This window comes from Blautia sp. 210820-DFI.6.14 (genome assembly GCF_020558815.1).
GTDB lineage: Bacteria > Bacillota > Clostridia > Lachnospirales > Lachnospiraceae > Blautia_A > Blautia_A obeum.
Genome location: NZ_JAJCKS010000008.1, coordinates 1 through 24,335, shown reverse-complemented (window position 1 = coordinate 24,335; position 24,335 = coordinate 1). Strand labels below are relative to the sequence as shown.

Genomic DNA, 24,335 nt, shown 5'->3' with positions numbered 1-24,335 from the left:
CGAAAGGAGAACTAAAATGGGTGAAAACATCAAAGAATTGTTGAACGAGGAGATAGCGGCAGAGATTCAGGCGATATCTTCTCTGGATTCAGGTAGCGAAAAGAAATCAAAGGCTATAGAGGATTTAGCGAAGCTGTACCGTTTGAGAATCGAGGAAAGTAAAAATGAGTTAGACGCGGAAGATAAGCGAAGTCGCCGTACATTGGAAAGTGAGGCAAGTATCCGAGAACATGAGATAAAACAGTCTCAATTGGATGAACAAATCAAAGCAGATGTACAAGATGAGCAATTTAAGTCCTGCCAGCTCAACGAGCAAATGAAAGATCGATATTTCAAAGTGGGTATTGCTGCGGCAGAACTGCTTATACCGTTGATGTTCTATGGTATCTGGATGCGGAAAGGATTTAAGTTTGAGGAAACTGGAACATATACCTCAACAACATTCAGAGGATTGTTCAATCGTTTTAGACCGACAAAGAAATAATTAACCGGTCAGAAAATGAGGAGGGCGTGATTTATACATGTCCTCTTCGTTTTTGCGTGATTTTTACAGACGCTATTATGGAAAGGAGATGCTATAAAGAGCTCTTTGTCTCTTGACTATAAACCGGAAGAAACCGTACAATAATAGCGGTTCTTTCGAAAATGAAAGGAGATAATATTTATGAGCCACAAAATTATCAAACCAGAAGGTATTGAATTGATTGAGTACCTGAATAACGGATATGCGATTTGCAATCGGTGTGGAGCCGTCATGAGGCAAACAGAAGATCCGAAGACTGGATGCGGAATTTATATCTGTCCATCGTGCGGATTAAAGATGGACGAAGAGGATTACGAGTATGAGTCCGATGAAGAAGTAGAGTGGACGGAAGAAATGCTCGATATGGAACAAGGAGATATTCCTCCAGCCGGATGTAGAGCCTGTGGAGGACCATATCCGTATTGCAAAACGTCATGTAAGCTATTTGATGACTAAAAATATTATTGAGGGAAGGTCTATGCTTCGGCATAGGCTTTTTCTTTTTGGAGAATAAACGATGCGATACCATTATGAAAAACCAGAGATCTATTTATCAATGTATGGGAAAGTATATTTTTGCGATCATCCGGTCTATCATTGCTGCACGCTATTTCAAATCGGAGAAAAGGGACTGGCGATTATTCAGCAGCGATTTGATGAGAAAACGAAGAGTACCTGGTGGGGAGAAGTGGACCCATGGATTACAGATGATTTATATTTGCATCCTTGCTTTAAAGGATACTTTGATATGCGTTCTGGAATGGCTACGAACGGACTTTATCCGACCGTAACGATTCGTCAGATTATGTGGGCTTTAAAAATGAAACCGATTAAGAAAGAACGATGGGAAACTGTCTTTGACAGACGGGATATTTAATCCGCAAAAATCACAACTCCTGTTATGGAAAACTGATAAAAGTGAAAGGAGTTTAAGGGTGATGGACGAAATGAAAATCAGCTCAAAATTTACACGGATGTTACTTTCAAAATTAGCAAAAGGAGTATTACATAAAAAACTTGGATACGACATAGATATCCAGTTAAACGAGTTAAATGCTTCGATTTCAGATGAGAAAGCACATGTGCATGTAAGTATTGACGCGGATATGAGTAAAGAAGAACTCATGAAAATTCTGAAAAAAGTCGGTTTGAATTAGAGGGATTGAGCCAGCAATGGCTCTTTCTTTTTACTCCGCAAAATTTACAATTCCTATTATGGAGAAACAGTTAGCTCATTGGTAGAGCGCCACGCTTTTGTGGAGGTAATCGGTTCGAGTCCGATACTGGTTCTCTTTTATTTTTTATCAATCTTAGGAAAGGAGATTTTTAAGAATGTGGTCAAAAATTTAAGTCTGGGTGATTTGGAGTTAATTTTATGCGATTGGTATGAAATGGATGAACAACTTCCAAATCCTATCTTTGAAAAGAAAGAGTTTGAACGGGTCAGTAATGGTTTATGGGCTATTGGGGAATTTCGAAATTATGTATCAAAACAGATTTATCCAGAAACTCAAACTTCGATAAAAAATCTGAGAGAAATGGCTTGTACATTTGCGAAAAAGATGGAAATGTTTGCATCTATGAACAAAAAGAATAGTTCCATTTTCATGACTGCAAAACTGATCGGAGAAAGTATTCAAGATTTACTACACGCTATGGAGTAAGACAAAACGAAAGGAGAATATCATGCAAAAAGTTAAAATCTCAAAAAGAGTTGGGAGGCAATTGTATCGCTCTTCGCCGACCATATTAACTGTAGTGGCTTCCGTTGGAGTTGTTACAACAACTATTATGGCTGTTCGAGCAACACCAAAGGCAATAAAAATATTGAAAGAAGCGGAGTTAGAGAAAGGGGAAGATTTAAGCAAATTAGAAATTATTCGAGCGGCTGGACCGATTTATATTCCTTCTGTTCTACTGGGAGTTTCAACCATCGCATGTATCTTTGGGGCAAACGCATTAAATCAAAAGAAACAAGCATCTTTGATGAGTGCCTATGCCATGCTTAACGAATCTTATAAGCAATATCGAAAGGCAGCCAAGACAGTTTATGGGGAGGATGCGGATGATAAAATCCATGCGGAAATGGCGAAAGACGCGATGGTATCGACATATGACTGGGGATATCAGGTTTACAACATGGATATGGATTCCGATAGCGAGAGGTTACTTTTCTACGATCTTGCTTCAAAGAAATATTTTAGAACAACGATGGCTGCTGTATTAAATGCTCAATACCATGTAAATCGTAATCTTTCAGTAAGAGGGGTTTGTCCGTTGAATGAATATTTGTCCTTTCTTGGTCTGGATGAGGTGGACGGAGGTGATGTAATTGGTTGGGATATATGTTATATGATTGAAGAAATGGATTGTTACTGGTTGGATTTTGATAATCATAAAACGACTTTGGAAGATGGGCTGGAATGTATCATCATTGATACGATGGCATTGAGTAAATTTGAGTGATTCGCAAAAATTACAAACCGTATTATGAAAGGAGGCTAATGCTTTATGACGAATGGAAAAATTATCAAAACTATTGGTATTGCGGTTACCGTAATTGGGTTTGGAGTGAATATCCTTACCGATTGGGTGAACGAAAAGAAAATGGATGAGAGAATCGAAGAGAAAGTAAATGAGGCACTTGCCAAACGAGATAGCGAAAACGAAGAGGAGTCCTAACAAGGGCTCTTTCTTTTTAGTTTGGAGTAGGTGCATATGAACGATGAAGCGATTCAAAAAATTATAAGCTATGCAAACGAATATTTATTCGAACCGAGGTCAAATTGGTCTAAACAAGCCATTATGGAACGCTCATATGAAAGATGGGCAGTTGATGAGATTCTTTTAACTATTATGGATCATCCATTGACCGAAGCCGACTTTGTGATAGAAGGATTTATTTTAAAAATGGAATTTTTTCTTCATATGTCGGGAAATCAGGCAAATAATCTTATATTTCAAGTTGCAGAAAATACGGCTGAGGCACTTCTTGGTCTTATTTTATAACCACAAATTTTATATTTTCGAAAGGAAAAACATCATGAAGGTATTAAGAAAACAGGAAATTGAAACAGCTAACATTCAGGTAGGAGATCAGGTAATTATTCCATTAGCAGAGATTGGCGAGTTTAGCGCAACTGCTCACAAGGTTACGGATGAAGGAATCATGTTTATATTTGATGAGTATATTACTCGTCGTCCGATGAATAGCAAAAATACAAACAAAGGCGGCTTTGAAAAGTCTGAACTGAAAAAGTGGATGGATACGGTTCTGCTTATGACATTCCCGGAGGAACTGCGTGATAAGATTTATGGTCTTACGCTTCCTACTGTTGGACAGATTGTGGGGCATGAAGACGAATGGGATAATAACAATTTAGAACCCGATACTGACGAGCAGCTTCCGTTGATGACGGAACGAAAGAACAGGGTTGCTTATTTTAAAAATGATTCATCATGGGGCTGGCTGAGAAATGCAACAAAAGAAGAAGTTTCTTCGGCTGTTTTCGCTCGTGTGAACGGCGGTGGCGCTGCGTACTGCTACGCCGCTTCGGTCTCGTATGGGGTTCGTCCGGAATTCTGGTTGGTTAAGCAGGAATCCAGGGGCCCTGTGCCCCGTGAAAGCAAGGTTTCTTATAGAAATTACTGTGGGGGAAGAAACTCAAAAGAGGTAACAAAAGAATCCTTACAGGAGGAGGTTTTTGAAAAAGAGAACGAGATCAAGCTTCTCAAACAGGAAATCAAAAATCTGGAAGAGAAAGAGGCTATGGAACAGGCGGCTCGTGAAACGAAAAAAGTGATGGATAGTTATATTCAGGCCGGATTTACGAAAGACGAGGCGTTTCAGATGGTAATGGAGCTATCAAAAACGATTCTCGGAGGAGGAAGATAATGAAAAAAGAATTATCAAAAAGCTTTTTATTGCTTAAAACATCGATTAAAAAACATAGTCCAGAAATTCTTACAGGCATTGGTATTGCCGGCATGATTACGACAACTGTTATGGCGGTTCGTGCAACACCAAAGGCTCTTATTCTTATCGAAGAAAGAAAAGAGGAAATCGGTGTTAATCAGCTCGAGGCCGTAGATTTGATAAAAACAACATGGATGTGTTATGTTCCGGCAGCACTTACGGGGACACTTTCCATTGCATGTTTAATCGGCGCTAGTTCGGTAAACGTTCGTCGAAACGCAGCACTCGCAACAGCCTACACCTTATCGGAATCGGCTCTCAAAGACTATCAGGAAAAAGTAATAGAGATGTTTGGAGAGAAGAAAAACGAAGCTGTAAAGGATGCTATTGCAAAAGACAAAGTTGAGAAAAATCCGGTGGTTACACGAGAAGTAATCATTACAGAAAAAGGAAATACACTTTGCTATGATGCGGTGTCTGGGAGGTATTTCAAGGGAGATATCGAGAAAATTAAGAAAGCTGAATGTGAGCTGAATCGACAGATGAGGGATGAAATGTATATATCCCTGAATGATTTTTACTATGAAATTGGTTTGGATAATATTAAGCTGGGGGATGAACTTGGTTGGAATATTGATGACGGATATATCGACTTATCCTTCAGTTCACAATTAGCCAGTGATGGAACACCTTGTCTGGTGATCGATTACACAATTGCACCGAGATACGACTTTCGTAATTTGAGATAACCGCGCGAAAAAAACAATGGCTTTAATGGAAGAAGAATCACACATTTTCAAAAAATGAAAGGAGAATATTTATGGAAACTAATGAGATCATGAACAATGAAGAGGTTATGGAGACAACTACTGAGGAAATCGTTAAATCGAGTTCTGGTAAAGGGTTTAAGGTTGCGGCCGGTGTTGGTTTAGCTGTACTTGCAGGTGTTGTAATCTACAAGTATGTGGGTAAACCGATGATTGCCAAAATCAAAGCTCAGAAGGAACAGCAGATTATCGATGCTGAGTGGGAAGATTCAGATGAACCGAACATCGAGAGTGAGAAAGAGGAATCCGAAGAAATCTAAAGAGAAAACTGTGTTTCAACACGAGGGAGAGTATCTGTAACAAGGTACTTTCCCTTTTTTCTTTTATCCGGAGGTGATTTTTATGAATTTATATTTATATGATGGACCGGTGATGGAGTTCGATAACTGTGTTGCCAATCGTTGGACTGCTTCTACACGAGCGGTTTCTGAAAAGAAAGCACGATCGAATCTTACATATCAATTTAAAAAGAAAAACAATCGACTTCCGGGTACAAAGATTATATTACCTGGAAAAATTAGTCTAGTGAGTGGAAAGGAGATAACTTAATGGAGGAATATAAGCCAAATTCCCATAGGTCAAAGGAGGAACGAAAAGAATCTATTCCAGAAAAACATGTAGAGAAAGTAATTTCCGGAACGGTGAAGCCTAAGAAGAAGTCAGAAATGCAGAAGTTTGCGGATGTATTCATTTCTGAGGATGTCAACAATGTGAAATCGTATATTGTGATGGATGTTCTTATGCCGGCAATTAAAAAGGCAATTTCTGATATAGTTACCAACGGTATTGATATGATTTTGTACGGAGAAGCTGGGAAATCAAAAAAGAATTCTACAGCGTCCAAAGTATCCTATCAGAAATATTATGATGGCGGAAAAAAAGATTATGCCGCACCGAAAAGTCGGACAAGTTATGAATATGATGAACTCTTATTTGAAACTCGCGGAGATGCAGAATCCGTTCTGGATGCTATGAATGAAATTATTGCTCAGTACGAGGTTGTCAGTGTCGCAGACCTCTATGATTTGGCGAATGTATCCAATGACAACTATGCCGCAAATAAATATGGTTGGACGGATATTGCTGGATGCAGAGCAGTTCGTGTACGGGATGGCTATATCTTGAAATTACCTAAACCTACACCATTGTAAAGGAGAAAACAGATTATGTATGAATCAGAAGATAAAATGGTATCTCATCCGGAGCATTATATGTCCAAGACAGGTATGGAAGTCATTGACGTCATTGAAGCGTTTACCGACGAATTAAAAGGTGTCGAGGCGACTGATACCGGAAATATCATTAAATATGCCTGCCGTTGGAAGAAGAAAAACGGCATTCAGGATTTGGAGAAAATCCTTTGGTACACGCAGCATTTAATTGATCATTTAAAAAATATAGAAGAGGAGAATAAGTAACCATGAAAAAAGCAGAGATTGTTAAGAGTGTGAACGGTTTGTTTAGCAAAACAAGTTTTCAGTTAAAGAAGCATAGTCCGGAGATTCTTGTTGTAGCGGGGGTTATCGGCGTAGTCACAAGTGCGGTAATGGCATGTAAAGCGACAACGAAAGTCAACGAGATTCTGGACAAGACTAAAGAAGATGTTGAGGCAATTCATAAATGCGAAGAAGATGAATCTATGAAAGAGCAGTATTCCAGCGAAGATGCAAAGAAAGATTTAACGATTGTATATGCTCAGACGGGCGTAAAGTTTGCAAAGTTATACGGTCCGTCTGTTGTGCTTGGAGCACTGTCAATTACCAGTATTCTTGCATCTAATAATATTCTTCGTAAGAGGAATGTAGCTTTGGGTGCGGCTTATGCGGCCATTGATAAAGGATTTAAAGAATATCGAAATCGAGTAATTGAAAGATTCGGTGAAGAGGTTGATCGTGAACTGAAATATAATCTCAAAGCCAAAAAGTTTGAAGAAACTGTTGTAGATGAGGAAACCGGAAAAGAAAAAAAAGTTAAGAAAAATGGCTTTGTTGTGAGTCCGGCAGATATCAGCGGATATGCACGTTTCTTTGAGAAATACACGCAGGATGAAGACGGAAATTCTATTTTGAATCCTCATTGGGAAAGCAATAATGAGTACAATTTAATGTTTATCAAGGCACAGGAACGTTATGCTAACGATCTTCTGAAGGCTAAAAAGCGAGTATTTCTGAATGATGTTTATGAGATGCTAGGTCTTCCAAGAACAAAAGCTGGTCAGATTGTAGGTTGGGTCTATGATCCTGAGAGCCCGAAGGGAGATAATTATATTGACTTTGGGCTGTATGCAGACAATTTGAGTTATTCTGATTATGTCAATGGATTTGATCAGGCAATCCTTCTCGATTTCAATGTGGACGGAAATATTTGGGATTTGATGTAAGAAAAAATTTTACAACCATCCCTAAGAGTTTGATATGACCAATTCTTCGGGGTGGTTTTTTAGGAGGATTTTATGCGTAAGTTAATCAAAGTAATAGCTGTTCCTGTCTTATGTTGTATCATTCTATTGTTTTTCATGGTGGACTTTCATTCACATGGAGAAGAAGTTTCAGCACCCAGAGCAACGGATGTTAAAAAGACGGAGCCAGCTATTGCGGTTTGGCAGGAGGAAAAGGAAGTTGTTCCGATTGCTATTGAAGAAACGGAGGAATTAACAGAAATTATAGAAGAAATGTCGAAAGAAGATGTGGAGTTAATTGCTCTTGTTACGATGGCTGAAGCAGAGGGCGAGTGTGAAGAGGGAAAAAGACTTGTAATCGACACTATACTAAACAGAGTTGATTCTGAACATTTTCCAGATACCGTTTACGAGGTTATCTATCAGCCAAATCAATTTTCATCTATGTGGAATGGACGAGTTGATCGATGTGAGGTTCGAAAAGATATTTGTGGGCTCGTTTATGAAGAATTGGAATCAAGAACAAATTATGACGTTGTGTTCTTTACTGCTGGTGAGTATAGTGCATACGGTGTTCCTATGTTTCAGGTTGGAAATCATTATTTTTCAAGATACGAGTAAGGAAAGGAGAATTATTATGCGTAATTTTTTAGCAGTTGTGTCTTATACATTGGCAGCTATGTCTGGTATTTGTTTCGCTGGTGGAATCGCCATTCTGTCAACAGGAAAGGGGCACTAATATGGATGGTCTGGAGAATATAATATCGGTACTGGACTACGTTCTGGATACCAAAAGAAAAAGACATATTACAGGAGGCATTTTGTTGAGTGTTTCCTTTCTTTTTGGAGGATTAGCAATAACCGTAATGACAATCAAAAACGAGGAGGATGAGTATGAACAGTAAAAGGTGGGTTCTTCTTGCTTTTATTGCTGGAGCAGGGATAGGCTCTGTATGTACATGGCAACTACTCAAGCGAAAATACGAGCAAATTGCCCAAGAAGAGATTGATTCTGTAAAAGCGGCTTATGCCGCAAGAGAAAATGTAGAAAAAGCAGGGAAGAGTTTGTTAGAAGGCTTACAAGACGGTCTGAAGAAAAATGAAGCTCAAGAAAATGAAGATTTAAAAAAATATAAATCAATCATTCAGAAAGAAGGCTATACAAATTATTCTCGCAGTGTGGAGGAAAAGAAAGGAGATCCGTTCGTGGAAAAGCCGTATGTTATTTCGCCAGAGGAATTTGGTGAATTTGAGGAATATGAAAAAATAAGTCTTACCTATTATGCGGATCAAGTCTTGACGGATGAAAACAACGAAGAGGTAGACGATGTGGAAGAAATTGTTGGAGAGGAATCTTTGACACACTTTGGGGAGTATGAGGACGATTCCGTATTTGTCCGAAACGATCGGTTAAAGTGTGATTACGAAATTCTGCTTGACCAGAGGAACTATTCTGATGTTACAAAGACGATGCCACATCGAGTGGAGGAATGATGACGAAGAACGAGCTTAATGATGCATATTTTAATTGGATGTGTCAGCTTGTGTTTGATGGCAGATATTCGAAGAAATTATCGTATCGAAGACTTTTGAAGGTTCTGCATAAAATTGAGTTTACTTACAGTATTCCGATGGATGGAAATCGGGCGGAAGATGGTATTGATTTGAGGTATCGGTTTGGATATGAGAATGGATGCAGTAGCTCCATGATTTCCGCTTATTTAGACAATAAGACGTGCAGCGTTCTGGAAATGATGATTGCACTTGCTATTCGGTGTGAAGAGCATATCATGGACGATCCTGATGTGGGAAACCGAACTGGACAGTGGTTTTGGAATATGATTGTAAATCTTGGATTAGGATCTATGAACGATTCTAAATTTGACAGAGCCTATATTGAAGAAATTGTGCAAAGATTTCTGGAACGAAAATATAGTCGAAATGGTTCAGGAGGACTGTTTACTGTAAACCATAGTAGATACGATTTGAGAACTGTTGAAATCTGGTATCAGATGTGCTGGTACTTAGACGAAAATGTTTAGGAGGAACGCTATGAGCCATAGTGAAGTAATGAAATGGTTTGAATATTATTTTCCAGATTATGCGGGTGAACGAATAGACGTATTCTTTCCAAATGGAAGAAATAGTATTCGGATACGCCAGAAAAATGGTCAGGAATTTATATTCACTTACCACAGTCAAAAAGAATGGAAATTAGAAACGATTACCAGTTTTTTGAATGGAATGAAGGGAGGAAAAAAGTAAAATGTGTGAGATTATGAATTATATTTTTAGGAGTTTACATAATTCGGACAGAAGGTTAGATGTTATCTCAAGAGCTATCAGAAAACAGCAAAAATTCAACAACTGTGTTGCGGTTTTTTCTGTTCTAGTTACGATGAATTTTTTTATTGGTGAGATTGAAAGACAGGAACAGGCAGCAAAAATTAAAAAGCTTGAAAGCGAAATCGAAGAATTAAAGCGTGACAAAGGAGAGTAAAAAATGAGATGATCGACTTTTTGATGATTTCCACACGTAGTACAAAGCGTGGTGCAATTGAAATCTATCCAAAGTTCATTATTAAAAAAAGCTCCGATCTGATGATTCGAGGTGGTGACTTCTACGCTATCTGGATTGAAGAACGAGGTTTATGGTCTACGGACGAACAAGATGCTTTGCAGTTGATTGACCGTGAGCTGGATAGATACGCAGAAGAAAGCCGCCAACGCTTTGACTCTGATATTAAAGTCCTTCACATGTGGGATGCTGAATCCGGAATGATTGATTCCTGGCACAAATATTGTCAGAAACAGATGCGGGATTCTTTTCACACACTGGACGATAAATTGATATTCTCCAACACCAAGACCGACAAAAAAGATTACGCCAGTAAAAAGTTGAAATATCCGCTTGAAGCTGGCGATTTGTCTGCTTATAACAAGTTGATGTCTACTTTGTACTCCGAGACAGAGAGGCAGAAAATTGAATGGGCTATCGGTTCCATTGTGTGCGGAGAATCAAAGAAATTGCAAAAATTTATGGTTTTGTATGGAGCTGCCGGAACAGGTAAATCTACGGTTCTCAATATTATTCAGCAGCTTTTTGAGGGATACTATTCCGTTTTTGATGCCAAAGCTCTGGGTTCATCTAGCAATTCTTTTGCATTGGAAGCATTCAAGAACAACCCTCTTGTGGCTATTCAACATGATGGGGATTTGTCAAGGATTGAAGATAATACTAGATTGAATAGTCTGGTGTCACACGAGCTGATGACGGTAAATGAGAAATTCAAATCTACTTATTCAAACCGTTTTAAATGCTTTTTATTCATGGGTACAAATAAACCGGTAAAGATAACGGACGCAAAATCAGGTCTAATACGACGATTAGTGGATGTATCTCCTTCCGGAAATAAATTAGGACCCAAAGAATACAAGACAATTATGAAACAGATTGAATTTGAGCTTGGAGCAATTGCATATCACTGCCAAGAAATCTATTTGAAGAATCCTGGAATGTATGATGATTATATTCCTATCGCGATGTTAGGAGCTTCGAACGATTTTTATAATTTCATTGTCGATTCGTACCATGTCTTTAAGAGAGAAAACGGTACAACTTTGAAAGCTGCTTGGGAAATGTATAAAACTTATTGTGACGAAGCAAAAGTCGGATATCCATTTTCACAGAGAGTTTTTAAGGAAGAACTGAAAAACTATTTTCGAGACTACAAAGAACGATTCAATATGGAAGATGGCTCAAGGGTAAGAAGTTATTACATTGGATTTCGGACAGAAAAGTTTGAAGAGGAAACTATTGTAGAGAAACAGGAAGAAAAGCATTCGTTGTTACACTTTGACGACATAGAGTCTGTATTTGATAGGGAGTGTTCTGATTGTCCGGCTCAGTATGCAACGGAAAAAGAAACTCCGTCAATGAAGTGGGATAATGTAAAAACCAAACTATCAGACTTGAATACTTCTCAAATCCATTATGTTAAAGTCCCAGAGAATCACATTGTGATTGATTTTGATATTCCGGATGAAGACGGAAATAAATCGTTTGAGCGGAATGTAGAAGAAGCAAGTAAGTGGCCGGCAACATATGCAGAGTTAAGCAAAAGCGGAAAGGGAGTTCACCTTCATTATATCTATACGGGAGATGTGAACAAATTAAGTCGTGTTTATGACGACCATATTGAAGTAAAAGTGTTCACAGGCAAAAGCTCATTACGGAGAAAACTTACGAAGTGTAATGACTTGCCTATCGCAACTATTAGCTCTGGTTTACCGATGAAAGGAGAAAATAAAATGGTAAATTTTGAAGCGATAAAAAGCGAGAAAGGGCTTAGAACACTGATTAAACGAAATTTGAATAAAGAAATTCATCCAGGTACTAAGCCTAGTATCGATTTTATCTACAAAATACTGGAAGATGCTTACTCCAGTGATTTAAGTTACGATGTAACGGATATGCGTAATGCGGTATTGGCATTTGCTGCAAACAGTACACATCAAGCCGATTATTGTATTAAATTGGTAAACAAGATGCAGTTTAAATCGGCGGACCCTTCCACAGCGGGGAAAAACGAAGAGGCAAAACTGGTATTCTATGATATTGAAGTATTTCCCAATTTATTCCTTGTAAATTGGAAGATGGAGGGAGAAGGGAAGCCAGTTGTACGAATGATCAATCCAACACCAACAGAGATTGAAGAATTGATACGATTTCGATTGGTTGGATTTAACTGTAGGAGATATGACAATCATATTCTCTATGCAAGACTTATGGGTTATACAAATGAGCAATTATACAATCTTTCGCAAAAGATTATCAGTGGAAGCCCAAACTGTTTCTTTGGAGAAGCCTACAATGTTTCTTATACGGATGTATATGATTTTGCATCTGCTGGAAACAAAAAAAGCTTGAAAAAGTTGGAAATTGAAATGGGAATCCATCATCAAGAGCTGGGACTTCCATGGGATCAACCAGTACCGGAAGACATGTGGACAAAGGTTGCTGAGTATTGTGATAACGATGTGATTGCTACGGAAGCAGCGTTTCATTATTTGAAAGCGGATTGGACGGCTAGGCAGATTCTGGCGGATTTAGCTGGAATGACCGTCAATGATACCACTAATACGCTTACTCAGAAAATTATATTTGGGAATGAGCGAAAACCGCAAGACCAGTTTCATTATCGTAACTTAGCAGAACCGGTACATGATCTTGATGAGGAAACTTATTCGTTCTTAGCGGAAGCATGTCCAGAAATGATGTCCCAAACGCATGGGGAGGAAGGAAGTCTTTTACCATATTTTCCAGGATACAAGTACGAAAACGGAAAGTCTACTTATCTGGGAGAAGAAGTTGGAGAGGGCGGTTATGTTTATGCGGAACCTGGGATGTATGGGAATGTAGCTCTGTTAGATATTTCTTCGATGCATCCGCATAGTGCAATTGCGGAGGTATTGTTCGGGGTTAAATTCACCAAATCATTCCGTGATATTGTAGAAGGACGAGTCAGCATTAAACATGAGGCATGGAATGAGGTCAACCATATGCTGGATGGAAAGCTGACACCGTATATTCAGAAAGTAATTGATGGAGAAATGACGGCAAAGGATTTGGCGAACGCTTTGAAGACTGCAATCAATTCTGTTTACGGTCTTACTTCTGCAAATTTCGATAATCCATTCCGTGATCCTAGAAACAAAGATAATATTGTAGCCAAACGAGGAGCTCTGTTCATGATTAACCTCAAACACGAGGTACAGGAACGGGGCTTTACTGTTGCCCATATTAAGACCGATTCTATTAAGATTCCGGACGCAACTCCTGAGATTATCCAGTTTGTTATGGATTATGGAAAACGGTATGGCTACACCTTTGAACATGAGGCTACATATGACAGAATGTGCTTGGTAAACGATGCTGTTTATATCGCCAAGTATAAAGACGGAAAATGGACCGCAACCGGTACACAATTCCAGATTCCATATGTCTTTAAGAAACTTTTTAGTAAAGAAGAGATTGTCTTTGAAGATATGTGTGAAACAAAATCAGTAAGCAGTGCATTATATTTGGATATGAATGAGGGGCTTCCCGATGTATCTTCTTCCGAAAAGGAATTTGCAAAATTGGAAGATCAATACAAGAAAGGGCTACTCTCAGATACAACTCTTGAGAATCTTTGTGGGGAACTGCTCGAACGTATCGAAGAAGGGCACAATTATATTTTCATTGGACGAGTTGGTCAATTCTGCCCGATTAAACCAGGAGCTGGCGGCGGTTTATTGATGAGAGAAAAAGACGGAAAGTATTATGCTGCTACAGGCTCAAAAGGGTATCGATGGCTGGAATCAGAGATGGTTAGAGAATTATCTAAAGAAGATTCTATCGACCGTTCTTATTATGACAAACTTGTCGATGATGCTGTAAAGACCATATCTAAATATGGCGATTTTGAATGGTTTGTTTCGGAAGATCCTTACATTGCAAAGCCAAAACTTGAGGATTTTATGAACATTCCAGAAGACGCAGATGAAGAAATACCATTTAATTAAAAGAAAAGGAGAAATATATCATGGCTTTTAAAAATGTACCAAATATCATTATCGAAAACGCTCGTATTATCTTTCGTAATTTCAGAGGAGAAGAATCAAAGTATAATCGCGCGGGAAACCGGAACTTCTGTGTCATCATCGAAGATTCGGAGCAGGCAGAGAAACTTTCCAATGATGGATGGAATGTAAGACTGCTGGCTCCGAGAGACGAGGACGAAGAGCCGAGACATTATATCCAGGTGGCAGTCAGCTTTGAGAATATCCCGCCTAAGGTATATATGATTACTAGAAAAACAAAAACACCGTTGGATGATGAATCCATTTCCACTTTGGACTATGCGGAGATTCGGAATGTAGACTTGACGATTCGACCTTATTCATGGGAAGTGAATGGAAAGACTGGTATCAAAGCTTATCTGAAGACGATGTATGTTACTATCGAAGAGGACGAGTTCGCAGAGAAATATGCGGAGGAAGAGGGACCGGAAGAAGTTTAATTCTTCTAAAATATAAAAATAGGGTGCTTGCTATCACTAAGCAGGGTAAATGTCCTAAGGTAAAAGGAAACAGCCCTCTATTTTCGTGAAAGGAGAAAAACTATGGTATTTTGGAATCCGAAAAAGAGGCGAACCACAGCGAAACCGAAAACAACCGCTTCTATTTCTAAACCCAAAGTAGGTAGCGTAAAACAAGAACTAAATATTCTGCCACAACCTAAGAAAACAGATAACCCAAAGCCTAATAAAGTTCCTAAAAATGAAGATGTTAAAAAGCAATTTCTAAAAACATTTAATCAGTTGACTTACCGGCACCGATCATGGGATGTATGGCGGGATTTCATCATAATGTTTGCCTGTTCTTTATCGAATCCAGTGGATAAATTCCACTATGAAGAACGGGAAAAACGATATTTGAAAATTATTAAAAAATACAATAAGCGGGAGCAAGAGCAGTTCCCGGAATTGGCTGCCTATGTAGTTATGGCTTTGGAAGAAAACCCAGAGCAGGACTTTCTAGGCAGTATTTTTATGGAATTGAACTTGGGTGACAAATCCAACAGTCAATTTTTTACTCCATATCATGTGTGTGAATTGATGGCAAAAGTAACCGAAGAGGATGTTGCTGCTGTTGTGAAAGAGAAAGGATATATAACTATTAACGATTTTTGTTGTGGGGCAGGAGCTACTTTAATTGCAGCAATCAACGAAGCAAGAAAACAATTAGAAAAAGTTAATCTGAATTTTCAGAATCATGTATTGGTTGTGGCACAGGATATTGACGAAATTGTCGCTTTGATGTGTTACATTCAGCTTTCTCTTCTTGGAGTGGCTGCATATATCAAGGTGGGTGATGTATTTACACAACCGATGTCTACGGATGATAATGGAGAAAATTACTGGTTCACGATGATGTATTTTTCGGATGTGTGGACTATGAGAAGAGTGTTTCACAGCTTATGAAAGGATGACAAATATGATTAAAACAGTATCGTTGAAGAAAGAGGACTGTTATTGCGATTTGGCTACTTTTTATGAAAATGTAGCACGAAAAATATCGGCAAGAATAACAGATAAAAGCAAATTTGATTGCCGAAAAATTTGCGTTACGAAAGACGTTCAAGAAGTGTTATGGTCTTATTATCGTGAGGAGAAGAACCAAACTGACGAGCAGATAGCATCTATATTGCTGATAGGTGGACCTAAAGCGAATTTGGAGGAGTATGGGATTCTGGAGTATCGAGCAGAAGTTGAAAACGGATTTGTATCTTGTGGGGAGAATCCAGATGGCTGTTAAACTATATGATTATCAGATAGCAGCAGTAGAAAAAATGCAGAATGGATGCATACTTTGCGGGGGTGTTGGAAGTGGAAAATCCAGAACTGCTTTAGCTTATTATTATCTTCAAAACGGTGGAGAACCGAGCTGTTTGACAGGAACGGAGGAATATATTCCAATGGAAGATCCTCCAAAAGATTTATATATCATTACAACAGCAAGAAAGAGAGATACGATGGAATGGGAGGGGGATCTTTCACCCTTCCTTCTCTCCATTCATAAAGATGTCAATTTATACTCCAATTTAATTAAAGTGGATTCTTGGAATAATATTGGAAAGTATGCAGATGTGAAAAATGCTTTCTTTATATTTGACGAGCAAAGAGTAATTGGGGCAGGAGCATGGGTAAAAGCATTCCTAAAGATAGCAAAATCTAACCAATGGATTCTGCTATCGGCAACTCCGGGGGATACATGGCAGGATTATATTCCAGTGTTTGTTGCGAACGGATTCTACAAAAACCGAACAGAGTTCATCCGGGAGCATGTGGTATATAGCAGATTTAGCAAATTTCCAAAGATTGACCAATATCTAAACACTGGACGATTGATCCGTCTAAGAAATCGAATTTTGGTGAATATGGATTTCAAGCGACAAACAGTTTCACATCACGAAGATGTGTTTGTGCGGTATAGTATCGAGCAATATAAAGATGTGGGAAGAACCAGATGGGACCCGTACAAGAATGAACCGATTACAAACGCAGCCGGTCTTTGTTATATATGGCGAAAAATTGTGAATACAGACGAATCAAGACAACTTGCACTGCTGGAAATTGTAGAAAAGCATCCAAGAGCCATTATATTTTACAATTTTGATTATGAGTTGGAGCTTTTAAAAGAATTGTTTATTCCACATGCAGATACTATGTATTTTGAAATCGCGGAATGGAATGGCCATAAACATCAACCTATTCCAAAATCAGAAAGCTGGGTGTATCTTGTCCAATATAACGCAGGAGCTGAAGGATGGAATTGTATTAAAACTGATACGATTATATTCTATTCGCAGAATTATTCCTACAAAATCATGCAGCAATCTGCGGGGCGAATAGACAGGTTGAATACACCATTCAAAGATTTGTATTACTATCACTTGAAATCTCGGAGCGGAATCGATTTAGCAATCAGTAAAGCATTAAAGGAGAAGAAGGATTTTAACGAAACAAGATTTGTGAAGTGGTAACAATCTTATAGCAATACCGCCAAGCTTGTGTTAATATTAAAAATAGGAGGTATCAAGAATGTTTGATATTTTACAGAAGGCTGGGAGGGGTGTCAAGAAGTTTATGAGCGAAAAAATCAACACTTGTAAAGAAATTTTATCATCTGCTCAGAACAGATTGATTATTGGTCTTGTGATGATTGGTACTGGAGTAGGCTTTGTTGCTTCTGCTTATATTCGTGTACCGAAGGAGCAAATCTAATTTAAGAAAATTCGCAAAAATAACATGCCCTATAATGAAAGGTATATTTACCTTATCTTAAAAGAAAGGGCTTGCTAAAGGAGGCAGGTAAATGGAAGACAATATGAAAGAATTTGTTGCGTTTAGTAGAAAACTTTTGAGGGTTCTTATCGAACTCAGAGAGTTGCTGGAGGAAGGGGAATACGAAAAAGTCAAATCCAAACTCGATGGGTTGATTGAGGACACTCAGAGGGATATCGAAGCGTAACCAAGAAGCAATTATGTCAGAAAGGACCTGTGGTTGAAAAATCGCAGGCTCTTTCTTTTTTTATATCAAATGGGCGGTTTATTATGAACGAAGAGTATTTAAAAGAGTTAATAGTAGGTATTCGAGTATTTTTATGGATGTTGTCTATAAAGATAAAAGCTTTATCATTGACAGAATTTTGGAAATTGCTAGAAGGTTGTAGTTCTCAACAAAAACTTTATGCAGTATGGCTTAGATACTATTTTTAGAAGGAGCGATGTTATGAAAATCAAGGAAGTAAATACGAATTATATCCTTTTTGATAATGGTTCAAGAATCACATTTGACCACGAACAGGATTGTTGTGAAACAAATTATGCAGATTTTGAGCAGCTCGAAGATTTGGCATTAGAATACGAGTTTGAAAATGACTTGATATTCGAAGTGGTTCCAGAAAATGGCTTTAGATTTGGAAGCAAAGGAACACCGATGTTCTTTATCCCTTGCTATTCGGATCAGAATGGTTACTATTCCTCAGATATTGATATTTTCTACGATGGAAGGCATGTGTTCAATGTAGATTGTGAAGAAAGGATTTATTAAAACTATGAACGAAGAGTATTTAGAAGTTAATTTTGAAAAATATTGCAAGACGTGTCAGCACAAGGAATTGGAGGAAAAATTCGATCCTTGTAATAGATGCTTAGAACACGGTTGTAATCTGAATTCCCGTAAACCTATTATGTGGGAGGAAAAGAAAAAATGAAATCGACAGATAGTGTTATTGTAAGTTGGGATTTTTCTCGTGGAAAAGATGTTGGTGTTTTAATTGTTGGTAGTCAGAAAAACGGGCGAGTGGATGTCATCAATGCCTATCAAGGAAAGGAAGCATACGAGCTTTATCGAAAACTTACCATTCAGAAGAAAGGAGCGGACAAGTGAGCTTTCAGTACGATCAATATTTAACTCAGCATCGTTCTAATGTAAAAAGAGGATTTGACTGGATTGCTGAAAATCTTCCAGAACTTCTAGTCGATGGATTCGATTATGGATGGCAAATTGAATTTGCACATGATAAATCCAAAGATGAACAGGATGAATATGAGGCTTACGATGCGTATTTTTATGGAGGAAATCGTTCTTATGCGGTTATGCAAAATTATCAAAAAGCTTGGTTGTTACATCTGCATAGAAACCCTCATCACTGGCAATATTGGATTTTGATAAATGATGATCCGAAAGAGGGAGAAATTATTTTGGAGATGCCATACAATTATATCATCGAGATGATTTGTGATTGGTGGGCATTTAGTTGGCAAAAAGGAAAGCTGGATGAGATATTCGGCTGGTACGATGAGCATTGTAAGTATATGAAGCTGCATCCAAAGACTAGAAAGACCATTGAAGATATTCTGGAAAAAATGAAAACAAAGTTGGATGAGATCAAAGAAAAAAAATGAACTACAGAATTAGACATATTTTGGCTCGGATTCTTTTTAATTAGTGAATTCGGGCTATTTTTATGTCTTTTTGAAGGAGAGGAAGATGAAACAACCGAAGAAATTAACCCGTGAACAGAAAGAATGTCTGTCTGCTCATTATCTTAATTGTAAAGATTGGATGCTGGTGGAGGAAACAGATTTTTATTATCGCATTATCAATAAGAATACCGGTGTGATAAAGAGCGTAGATAAATTCAGAAGAGTAAGAAGGAGAAAATGATATGAATTCTAAAATTATCGCAGTAGATTTTGATGGAACTTTATGTGAAAACAAGTGGCCAGAGATTGGTGAGGCAAATGAAGATATGATTTACTATCTTAGAAAAAGACAGGCAGAAGGGGACAAACTAATTCTTTGGACCTGTCGTGTTGGTGATATGCTTCGGAAAGCAATCAATTGGTGCTACAATTATGGTTTGATTTTCAATGCAGTCAATGAGAACCTTCCTGAAATCATCGATAGCTTTGGCTCTGATACGAGAAAGATATTCGCCAACGAATATATTGATGATCGTAATCGTCTTATCAGTTCCTGCCGAGAAAAATCGAATATGGAATTATGGGTAGAGAATGAAGTTCGAATCGCCTGTGAACATGAGAGAAAAGCATCCGGAACAAAAGAGGAAGAACAGGATTATGGTTGTGCTTGCTTCGAAAGTGCCTTAAAAGCATATCGAAGCCTTCTGGAAGACGGTCATTCTGGATTTAGTATCGGTATGACAAAGTATATTTTGGTTCGCATGATTGAAAGAAAACCGCTCACCCCTATTGTAGATACGGAAGATGTCTGGAGCGATGCTAGAGATCGAAGTGGTCATCGAGGAGAAGTTGTCAATTATCAGTGTAAGCGCATGAGCTCATTATTTAAGTATGTGTATGCTGATGGGACGGTAAAATATCGAGATGTAGACCGGTTCTGCGGTATCAATTTGGATAACCCAAATGCTTCGTATCATAGCGGTTTAATTGATCGTGTGATGGAGGAAAAATTCCCGATTACCATGCCATATTTCCCTGAAAGTAAGCCTTTCAAAGTGTATTGTGAAGATTTCCTCGTCGATTCTAAAAATGGAGATTATGATACAGTCGGAATTCTGTATGCGATTGTACGGCTTTGTACTGTAAACGATAAACTTGGATATTTCCATGCATGGGAACATTACTCAAAACCTTTGGAAGCCAGTCCTCTAATAGGAGGAGCTCCGGCTGGGGTATTCAGCAAGATATTCGGTATTGTAGAGTTTTCAGATGGAGTCAGACGAGTTGATCCAACCGATATTTGTTTTTGCGATGAAGAGAATCAGATGCTATCAGAAATGGAGAAATTCGAAAATGAATAATGACATACTCATTATAATTCACCGAGATAAGTGTAAAGATGTGCTTGAGGCAATGTATGATTTAATCAACTATCTTCCAGATATTCGAAAAAATATGTATGTTGACAAGCATCGAGCAGTCATTGATATATGTAATCATATTAGGGTTTCATTCCGGTGTGGTGATGTATATAAAATGGCAGGGATAAGACCAAACTATTATGAAACTTGGAGCTTAGAAGCTGATGAATTTCTCGCTCAGTCGGCAGCAAAGTGCTGTGGGAAAAAGTTGGATTCTTTACAGGATATTGCTCGTGTCATTCAAGAAGAAATAAAGGAGAAAGAATTTAATGATCAAAATTGAAAATGTAGAAATTATGGGATGGGAACATGTCATCAGGGGAATGCGAAATCCGATGAATAGTTGGCAAAAATCGGATAGCGGTATCTGTAAAGGCGGAGATGATGGTATTGGATGTAAAAGTTGTGCTGCTTATGATTGCGAGCATACATATGATCATTCGTGGCAGCTTGGTAAAGCAGACCATGATTTGATGATGCGACTTGCAGCGGGTGGTCCGACTCACGCAAAGTATCGCCGAATGATTACCGTCTATATGGACATTACAGCTCCGCTTTATTGGTGGAAAGAGTTTGATACTTACAAAGTTGGTACCGTTGCAAATTCTTGTTCCACCATGCATAAGATTGCGGAGAAGAAATTTACAAGGAATGACTTTAGCTGGGAGCACTTAACTGGAGATGAAATCGTTCCGGATCATGCCTGTATATCATCCACCTATATTCTCGACCAGATAATAGAATCGTTAAATTTCTGGAGACATGAATATTTAACCGGAGAGGAATCGGGAATCAAGAAAGACAAAAGAGCATGGTGGCAGATGATCCAGCTTCTCCCCTCTTCTTACAACCAGAAGCGGACAGTCATGCTGAATTACGAAGTGTTAGCGGGAATCTATCCGATGCGGAAAAACCATAAACTCGATGAATGGGTAGAATTCTGCAAGTGGATTGAAAGCTTACCATATTCAGAAATTATTGTTGGTAAAAAGCAAGATGATTAAATATTATGAATCGGTGTTTTACAACACGTTGGAGGAATTAAATGCTACCTATAAACATAACCATCCAGATGTGTTACGCCTCAAAAAAAAAAAAACAATATGGGAATGGTGTTCAGTTTAGCAGAATAATGTATCCGGAAAAGATTATGCCGCGATTTGAATTATCTTGTTATAGAATTTTGGAGGAGGATTGAGTGTGTCGATAAAGGTCAAAGATTTATTACCTCTCATATGGTACAACGATATTCGTTTAGTTGTTGGTGCGAATGAAGAAGTTTGCTTAATACGAAAAGACTTCAATAAAAAAAATACTTTCCGACGAGTGTCTCAATATGGAAGTAGAGTGTATTGAAAATGATGAATGCATTCTTGATACTGTAAACATTCATGTGAAGAAAGTATAGAGAGGAGATTATGATGTCTAAAGTTCCATTCGCTGAGTATAAAATTGGTTTTGAAAAATTTCTAAAAAGTGAAAGCGGAACAATTTATGTCCAGTGTAAGACATTTAATGAAGCTTTATACGAATTACAAGAATTGATGAAAATGGTCGACTTCGAGAAATTCCACGCTTTATCTTATTCGACTTCGGATAGACTTTACTATTGGAATTTTTATAAAGAAAATACGATTTTCTGTTTAACAGACAGAGGCAGTACCTTCACTCATATTAAACATGTTCGGGAAAAAGGGGGAAAAGTTTTCTCTTGTAAAGGATTTGAAAAGCGAATGAAATATTTTATGTATATTGATGGAAAGGAAGGTTCGACAAAATGATATTTACTTTTATTCAGCTACTTATCATGTTCATCACTGTTTACTTATGTGTTTATTCGCTGATTGACCGAGTGCTGAAATGCATCGAACACTGTGCAACAGCGAAAGCATACGGAAAATTCCGAGAGGCGGGAATTATGACAAAAATGGAAGCCGTTGAAGAAAATATAATCAAATCAACAAAGGAGAAGGACAATGTGGAAAAAGGAGTTAATTAAAAATAAAATATATGCAGTCATTTTAATGTGTGGCGGAGCGTTGGCAATCCCATGGTGTGATGGGGATGCAACGTTCTTTTTATTTTCCCTGATGATGGGGATACCGCTGTTCTTTGCAAAAGAAAATTGGATTTATGAGGGGGAAGAAGATGATGGGACGAGCAGAGAGGAGACGTACTCAGAAATTAGAACAAAAAGCGAAAACCGCCACATACAATCTCACAAAAGAGCAGCTCAATATAGCGGTACGAGAACAAGTAGGAAAAGAGCTTGAGCGTATTAAGCAGGAAGCCACGGATGATGCCGTAAATACCGCTATGGTTTTACTCCTGACTCTCCCTTTGGAAGTGTTAATGGATCATTATTGGACAAAGACCTACGCCAAGCGTATTCCGAGATTTACTGAATTGGTTCTGGAATATTACGAACGCTGGCAAAATGGAGAGTTGGATATGGATAAGTTAAAAGAAGATTTGTGGGAGTATGGCGGTGTTAAATTAGTAGAAGGAGAGGGCGAAACAGCATGAAATATGTAATTGGAATTATTATCGGAATTGTGTGTCTGGCGGGAGTAATAGCATTAAAAGCAATTAGTGCGTCTACAACCTATATGGATGACTCTTTCCGATGGGGAGGACGAGATGGGTATTAAAAATGATTGTCGAAGAAATGCAGAGGGATATTCAGACCCGACTGCCTATGAAGCGCTGAAGAACATGGAACAGGAAGACGAACGGTTTCACAAATTATTGGACACTATCTTTGCTCTTTGTGAGTTGTCAGATTTTCATATTGAGGAACGGATCGTTATCAAGGACAAACGAACGGGACGAATTTGGAGGTGATATATAAACATGAATGATTTTCAGAAAGTAATTGATACGATTACGAAAGCATTTGAAGAATTTGCCGCCAAGTTAAAAGAGATGGCGGACACTCTGAACAAAGCGTTTGGATTATCGGTGCCCGAGAAAGAGAAGAAAAAGAGTCTAAGCTCTCCGGCTCGATATGGGATGTCTTTGAAAAAATTCCGAAGAGAATCTTTCATTAAACAATATTCTTACCGTCCGATTGCTCGGAAACATTTACCTTACCAGAGGAGAAACTATTAAAAACGTCTGTACAAAGCTTGAAGGTGGGTGAAAATTACGCCCACTTTTGAGTTTTGAAAAACGGGCTTTGGTCACTTTTATTTGGGCTTTTTGGAAAATGAGGGGAATTTTGGGGAAGGATTCGGACGATTTTGGTCAAATTTGTGGTCATTTGCCCACTTTGTGCCCACTTTTAAAACCCCGATTTGGTCAGTAAAAACCCAGTATTTATGCGGGTTTGCGGGCTCAAAGCCCACTTTCCCACTTTTTTTCTTAAACTATTATGATAGAAAGTTTAAATATATATAGTAATAGCGAAAAAAAAGTGGGTTTTTGACCACGAGTAAAAAATGGAGGAAATCATGAGCAAGATTAGTTGGGAGAGTTTATATGAAAATTTCAAGTCAATTTATCCAAGGTTGTCGCGGTCATCCGTATATTTTCGTCCGTTTGGGTATATGAGTATATTAGTGTACTTTGAAGATGGGATGAGAATGGTTTATGACGATCTCAGAAAACAGGCTCATATCACAGGTTGAAGAAAATGTCAAGAGCTAATAAAAAAATCTTGTAGGTTTGTCAAACATATGTTACACCCCGATCAATAAATTCCCTCAGAACAG

At 38.2% G+C, this 24,335-nt stretch carries 42 protein-coding genes and 1 tRNA gene; all 43 read left to right on the top strand.

The genetic code is table 11. The features are described from left to right. Positions 1-16: 16 nt before the first annotated feature. The 43 genes from LI112_RS08230 to LI112_RS08025 all read left to right on the top strand — a co-directional run bounded on the left by LI112_RS08230 (position 17) and on the right by LI112_RS08025 (position 23,733). Positions 17-484 (top strand): hypothetical protein, encoded by a 468-nt coding sequence (locus LI112_RS08230; protein WP_004846242.1) that lies wholly within the window; start codon positions 17-19, stop codon positions 482-484. A gap of 180 nt (positions 485-664) precedes the next feature. Beyond that, a complete protein-coding gene (locus LI112_RS08225; RefSeq protein ID WP_009320510.1) occupies positions 665-979 on the top strand; it encodes a hypothetical protein in 315 nt (104 codons plus the stop codon). A 61-nt stretch (positions 980-1,040) separates the two neighbouring features. Then, entirely contained in the window at positions 1,041-1,400 is a 360-nt protein-coding gene (locus LI112_RS08220; RefSeq protein ID WP_044998026.1) for a hypothetical protein, read from the top strand. A gap of 61 nt (positions 1,401-1,461) precedes the next feature. Further along, positions 1,462-1,680 carry a hypothetical protein gene (locus tag LI112_RS08215; protein ID WP_004846246.1) on the top strand — a complete coding sequence of 73 codons (219 nt, stop codon included), beginning with the start codon at positions 1,462-1,464 and terminating at the stop codon, positions 1,678-1,680. A 63-nt stretch (positions 1,681-1,743) separates the two neighbouring features. Then, positions 1,744-1,814: transfer RNA gene (locus LI112_RS08210), tRNA-OTHER, on the top strand. A gap of 43 nt (positions 1,815-1,857) precedes the next feature. Further along, positions 1,858-2,187 carry a hypothetical protein gene (locus LI112_RS08205; protein ID WP_009320520.1) on the top strand — a complete coding sequence of 110 codons (330 nt, stop codon included), beginning with the start codon at positions 1,858-1,860 and terminating at the stop codon, positions 2,185-2,187. A gap of 22 nt (positions 2,188-2,209) precedes the next feature. Beyond that, entirely contained in the window at positions 2,210-2,989 is a 780-nt protein-coding gene (locus tag LI112_RS08200; RefSeq protein WP_009320521.1) for a DUF6353 family protein, read from the top strand. 45 nt (positions 2,990-3,034) lie between these two features. Further along, entirely contained in the window at positions 3,035-3,205 is a 171-nt protein-coding gene (locus LI112_RS08195; RefSeq protein WP_004846249.1) for a hypothetical protein, read from the top strand. A 36-nt stretch (positions 3,206-3,241) separates the two neighbouring features. Beyond that, on the top strand, positions 3,242-3,532 hold the full coding sequence (locus tag LI112_RS08190; RefSeq protein WP_004846250.1) for a hypothetical protein: 291 nt from the start codon (positions 3,242-3,244) through the stop codon (positions 3,530-3,532). A gap of 34 nt (positions 3,533-3,566) precedes the next feature. Continuing rightward, the gene (locus LI112_RS08185; protein ID WP_227190519.1) at positions 3,567-4,418 is read left to right on the top strand and encodes a DUF6273 domain-containing protein; all 852 of its coding nucleotides are present in this window, start codon (positions 3,567-3,569) and stop codon (positions 4,416-4,418) included. Continuing rightward, positions 4,418-5,188 (top strand): DUF6353 family protein, encoded by a 771-nt coding sequence (locus LI112_RS08180; protein WP_004846252.1) that lies wholly within the window; start codon positions 4,418-4,420, stop codon positions 5,186-5,188. Before LI112_RS08185 ends, LI112_RS08180 begins: the two co-directional genes overlap by 1 nt. Before the next feature lie 71 nt (positions 5,189-5,259). Continuing rightward, entirely contained in the window at positions 5,260-5,526 is a 267-nt protein-coding gene (locus tag LI112_RS08175) for a hypothetical protein (protein WP_009320526.1), read from the top strand. A gap of 82 nt (positions 5,527-5,608) precedes the next feature. After that, positions 5,609-5,815, top strand: a complete 207-nt coding sequence (locus tag LI112_RS08170) for a hypothetical protein (RefSeq protein WP_227190517.1) — start codon at positions 5,609-5,611, stop codon at positions 5,813-5,815. After that, a complete protein-coding gene (locus LI112_RS08165; RefSeq protein ID WP_227190515.1) occupies positions 5,815-6,417 on the top strand; it encodes a hypothetical protein in 603 nt (200 codons plus the stop codon). The genes LI112_RS08170 and LI112_RS08165 overlap by 1 nt, the downstream gene beginning before the upstream one ends. 15 nt (positions 6,418-6,432) lie before the next feature. Next, entirely contained in the window at positions 6,433-6,684 is a 252-nt protein-coding gene (locus tag LI112_RS08160; RefSeq protein ID WP_004846256.1) for a DUF3310 domain-containing protein, read from the top strand. 2 nt (positions 6,685-6,686) lie between these two features. After that, entirely contained in the window at positions 6,687-7,646 is a 960-nt protein-coding gene (locus LI112_RS08155) for a DUF6353 family protein (protein WP_004846257.1), read from the top strand. A gap of 72 nt (positions 7,647-7,718) precedes the next feature. Then, positions 7,719-8,285 carry a cell wall hydrolase gene (locus LI112_RS08150; protein ID WP_227190513.1) on the top strand — a complete coding sequence of 189 codons (567 nt, stop codon included), beginning with the start codon at positions 7,719-7,721 and terminating at the stop codon, positions 8,283-8,285. A 119-nt stretch (positions 8,286-8,404) separates the two neighbouring features. Next, positions 8,405-8,569: a hypothetical protein gene (locus LI112_RS08145; RefSeq protein ID WP_004846259.1), complete on the top strand. Its 165-nt coding sequence runs from the start codon at positions 8,405-8,407 to the stop codon at positions 8,567-8,569. Further along, positions 8,559-9,158 carry a hypothetical protein gene (locus tag LI112_RS08140; protein ID WP_227190512.1) on the top strand — a complete coding sequence of 200 codons (600 nt, stop codon included), beginning with the start codon at positions 8,559-8,561 and terminating at the stop codon, positions 9,156-9,158. Before LI112_RS08145 ends, LI112_RS08140 begins: the two co-directional genes overlap by 11 nt. After that, a complete protein-coding gene (locus LI112_RS08135; RefSeq protein WP_227190561.1) occupies positions 9,158-9,706 on the top strand; it encodes a hypothetical protein in 549 nt (182 codons plus the stop codon). The genes LI112_RS08140 and LI112_RS08135 overlap by 1 nt, the downstream gene beginning before the upstream one ends. A gap of 10 nt (positions 9,707-9,716) precedes the next feature. Further along, positions 9,717-9,929: a hypothetical protein gene (locus LI112_RS08130; RefSeq protein ID WP_009320540.1), complete on the top strand. Its 213-nt coding sequence runs from the start codon at positions 9,717-9,719 to the stop codon at positions 9,927-9,929. 1 nt (position 9,930) lies between these two features. After that, entirely contained in the window at positions 9,931-10,164 is a 234-nt protein-coding gene (locus tag LI112_RS08125) for a hypothetical protein (protein WP_227190511.1), read from the top strand. An 8-nt stretch (positions 10,165-10,172) separates the two neighbouring features. After that, positions 10,173-14,231: a DUF5906 domain-containing protein gene (locus LI112_RS08120; RefSeq protein ID WP_227190510.1), complete on the top strand. Its 4,059-nt coding sequence runs from the start codon at positions 10,173-10,175 to the stop codon at positions 14,229-14,231. Between the two features lie 20 nt (positions 14,232-14,251). After that, positions 14,252-14,728: a hypothetical protein gene (locus LI112_RS08115; RefSeq protein ID WP_009320546.1), complete on the top strand. Its 477-nt coding sequence runs from the start codon at positions 14,252-14,254 to the stop codon at positions 14,726-14,728. Between the two features lie 102 nt (positions 14,729-14,830). Beyond that, positions 14,831-15,691, top strand: coding sequence for an N-6 DNA methylase (locus LI112_RS08110; RefSeq protein WP_227190509.1), 861 nt, complete (start codon positions 14,831-14,833; stop codon positions 15,689-15,691). A gap of 13 nt (positions 15,692-15,704) precedes the next feature. Next, positions 15,705-16,025, top strand: a complete 321-nt coding sequence (locus tag LI112_RS08105) for a hypothetical protein (RefSeq protein ID WP_009320548.1) — start codon at positions 15,705-15,707, stop codon at positions 16,023-16,025. Beyond that, the gene (locus LI112_RS08100; RefSeq protein ID WP_227190508.1) at positions 16,015-17,253 is read left to right on the top strand and encodes a hypothetical protein; all 1,239 of its coding nucleotides are present in this window, start codon (positions 16,015-16,017) and stop codon (positions 17,251-17,253) included. Before LI112_RS08105 ends, LI112_RS08100 begins: the two co-directional genes overlap by 11 nt. A 58-nt stretch (positions 17,254-17,311) precedes the next feature. Further along, positions 17,312-17,494, top strand: a complete 183-nt coding sequence (locus LI112_RS08095) for a hypothetical protein (RefSeq protein WP_009320550.1) — start codon at positions 17,312-17,314, stop codon at positions 17,492-17,494. Positions 17,495-17,585: 91 nt separating this feature from the next. Beyond that, positions 17,586-17,741, top strand: a complete 156-nt coding sequence (locus tag LI112_RS08090; protein WP_004847026.1) for a hypothetical protein — start codon at positions 17,586-17,588, stop codon at positions 17,739-17,741. Between the two features lie 83 nt (positions 17,742-17,824). After that, positions 17,825-17,989, top strand: a complete 165-nt coding sequence (locus LI112_RS08085) for a hypothetical protein (RefSeq protein ID WP_156796077.1) — start codon at positions 17,825-17,827, stop codon at positions 17,987-17,989. A gap of 13 nt (positions 17,990-18,002) precedes the next feature. Further along, positions 18,003-18,323, top strand: coding sequence for a hypothetical protein (locus LI112_RS08080; protein WP_009320551.1), 321 nt, complete (start codon positions 18,003-18,005; stop codon positions 18,321-18,323). Positions 18,324-18,482: 159 nt separating this feature from the next. Continuing rightward, on the top strand, positions 18,483-18,662 hold the full coding sequence (locus LI112_RS08075; RefSeq protein WP_004847024.1) for a hypothetical protein: 180 nt from the start codon (positions 18,483-18,485) through the stop codon (positions 18,660-18,662). Next, positions 18,659-19,180, top strand: coding sequence for a DUF5662 family protein (locus tag LI112_RS08070; protein ID WP_227190507.1), 522 nt, complete (start codon positions 18,659-18,661; stop codon positions 19,178-19,180). Before LI112_RS08075 ends, LI112_RS08070 begins: the two co-directional genes overlap by 4 nt. An 85-nt stretch (positions 19,181-19,265) precedes the next feature. After that, entirely contained in the window at positions 19,266-19,442 is a 177-nt protein-coding gene (locus LI112_RS08065) for a hypothetical protein (protein WP_227190506.1), read from the top strand. 1 nt (position 19,443) lies between these two features. After that, entirely contained in the window at positions 19,444-20,562 is a 1,119-nt protein-coding gene (locus tag LI112_RS08060) for a hypothetical protein (RefSeq protein ID WP_227190505.1), read from the top strand. Continuing rightward, positions 20,555-20,905 carry a hypothetical protein gene (locus LI112_RS08055; RefSeq protein ID WP_227190504.1) on the top strand — a complete coding sequence of 117 codons (351 nt, stop codon included), beginning with the start codon at positions 20,555-20,557 and terminating at the stop codon, positions 20,903-20,905. Before LI112_RS08060 ends, LI112_RS08055 begins: the two co-directional genes overlap by 8 nt. Further along, positions 20,892-21,626, top strand: a complete 735-nt coding sequence (locus LI112_RS08050) for a hypothetical protein (RefSeq protein ID WP_227190503.1) — start codon at positions 20,892-20,894, stop codon at positions 21,624-21,626. The genes LI112_RS08055 and LI112_RS08050 overlap by 14 nt, the downstream gene beginning before the upstream one ends. 414 nt (positions 21,627-22,040) lie before the next feature. Continuing rightward, entirely contained in the window at positions 22,041-22,403 is a 363-nt protein-coding gene (locus LI112_RS08045) for a hypothetical protein (RefSeq protein WP_004847014.1), read from the top strand. Further along, a complete protein-coding gene (locus tag LI112_RS08040) occupies positions 22,400-22,621 on the top strand; it encodes a hypothetical protein (protein WP_009320559.1) in 222 nt (73 codons plus the stop codon). The genes LI112_RS08045 and LI112_RS08040 overlap by 4 nt, the downstream gene beginning before the upstream one ends. 152 nt (positions 22,622-22,773) lie before the next feature. Beyond that, positions 22,774-23,148 carry a hypothetical protein gene (locus LI112_RS08035; RefSeq protein WP_044929584.1) on the top strand — a complete coding sequence of 125 codons (375 nt, stop codon included), beginning with the start codon at positions 22,774-22,776 and terminating at the stop codon, positions 23,146-23,148. Beyond that, positions 23,145-23,273, top strand: coding sequence for a hypothetical protein (locus tag LI112_RS18165; RefSeq protein ID WP_009320561.1), 129 nt, complete (start codon positions 23,145-23,147; stop codon positions 23,271-23,273). Before LI112_RS08035 ends, LI112_RS18165 begins: the two co-directional genes overlap by 4 nt. Next, positions 23,263-23,466, top strand: a complete 204-nt coding sequence (locus tag LI112_RS08030) for a hypothetical protein (protein WP_009320562.1) — start codon at positions 23,263-23,265, stop codon at positions 23,464-23,466. Before LI112_RS18165 ends, LI112_RS08030 begins: the two co-directional genes overlap by 11 nt. Before the next feature lie 9 nt (positions 23,467-23,475). Next, entirely contained in the window at positions 23,476-23,733 is a 258-nt protein-coding gene (locus LI112_RS08025) for a hypothetical protein (protein ID WP_227190502.1), read from the top strand. The last annotated feature ends 602 nt before the right edge of the window (positions 23,734-24,335 follow it).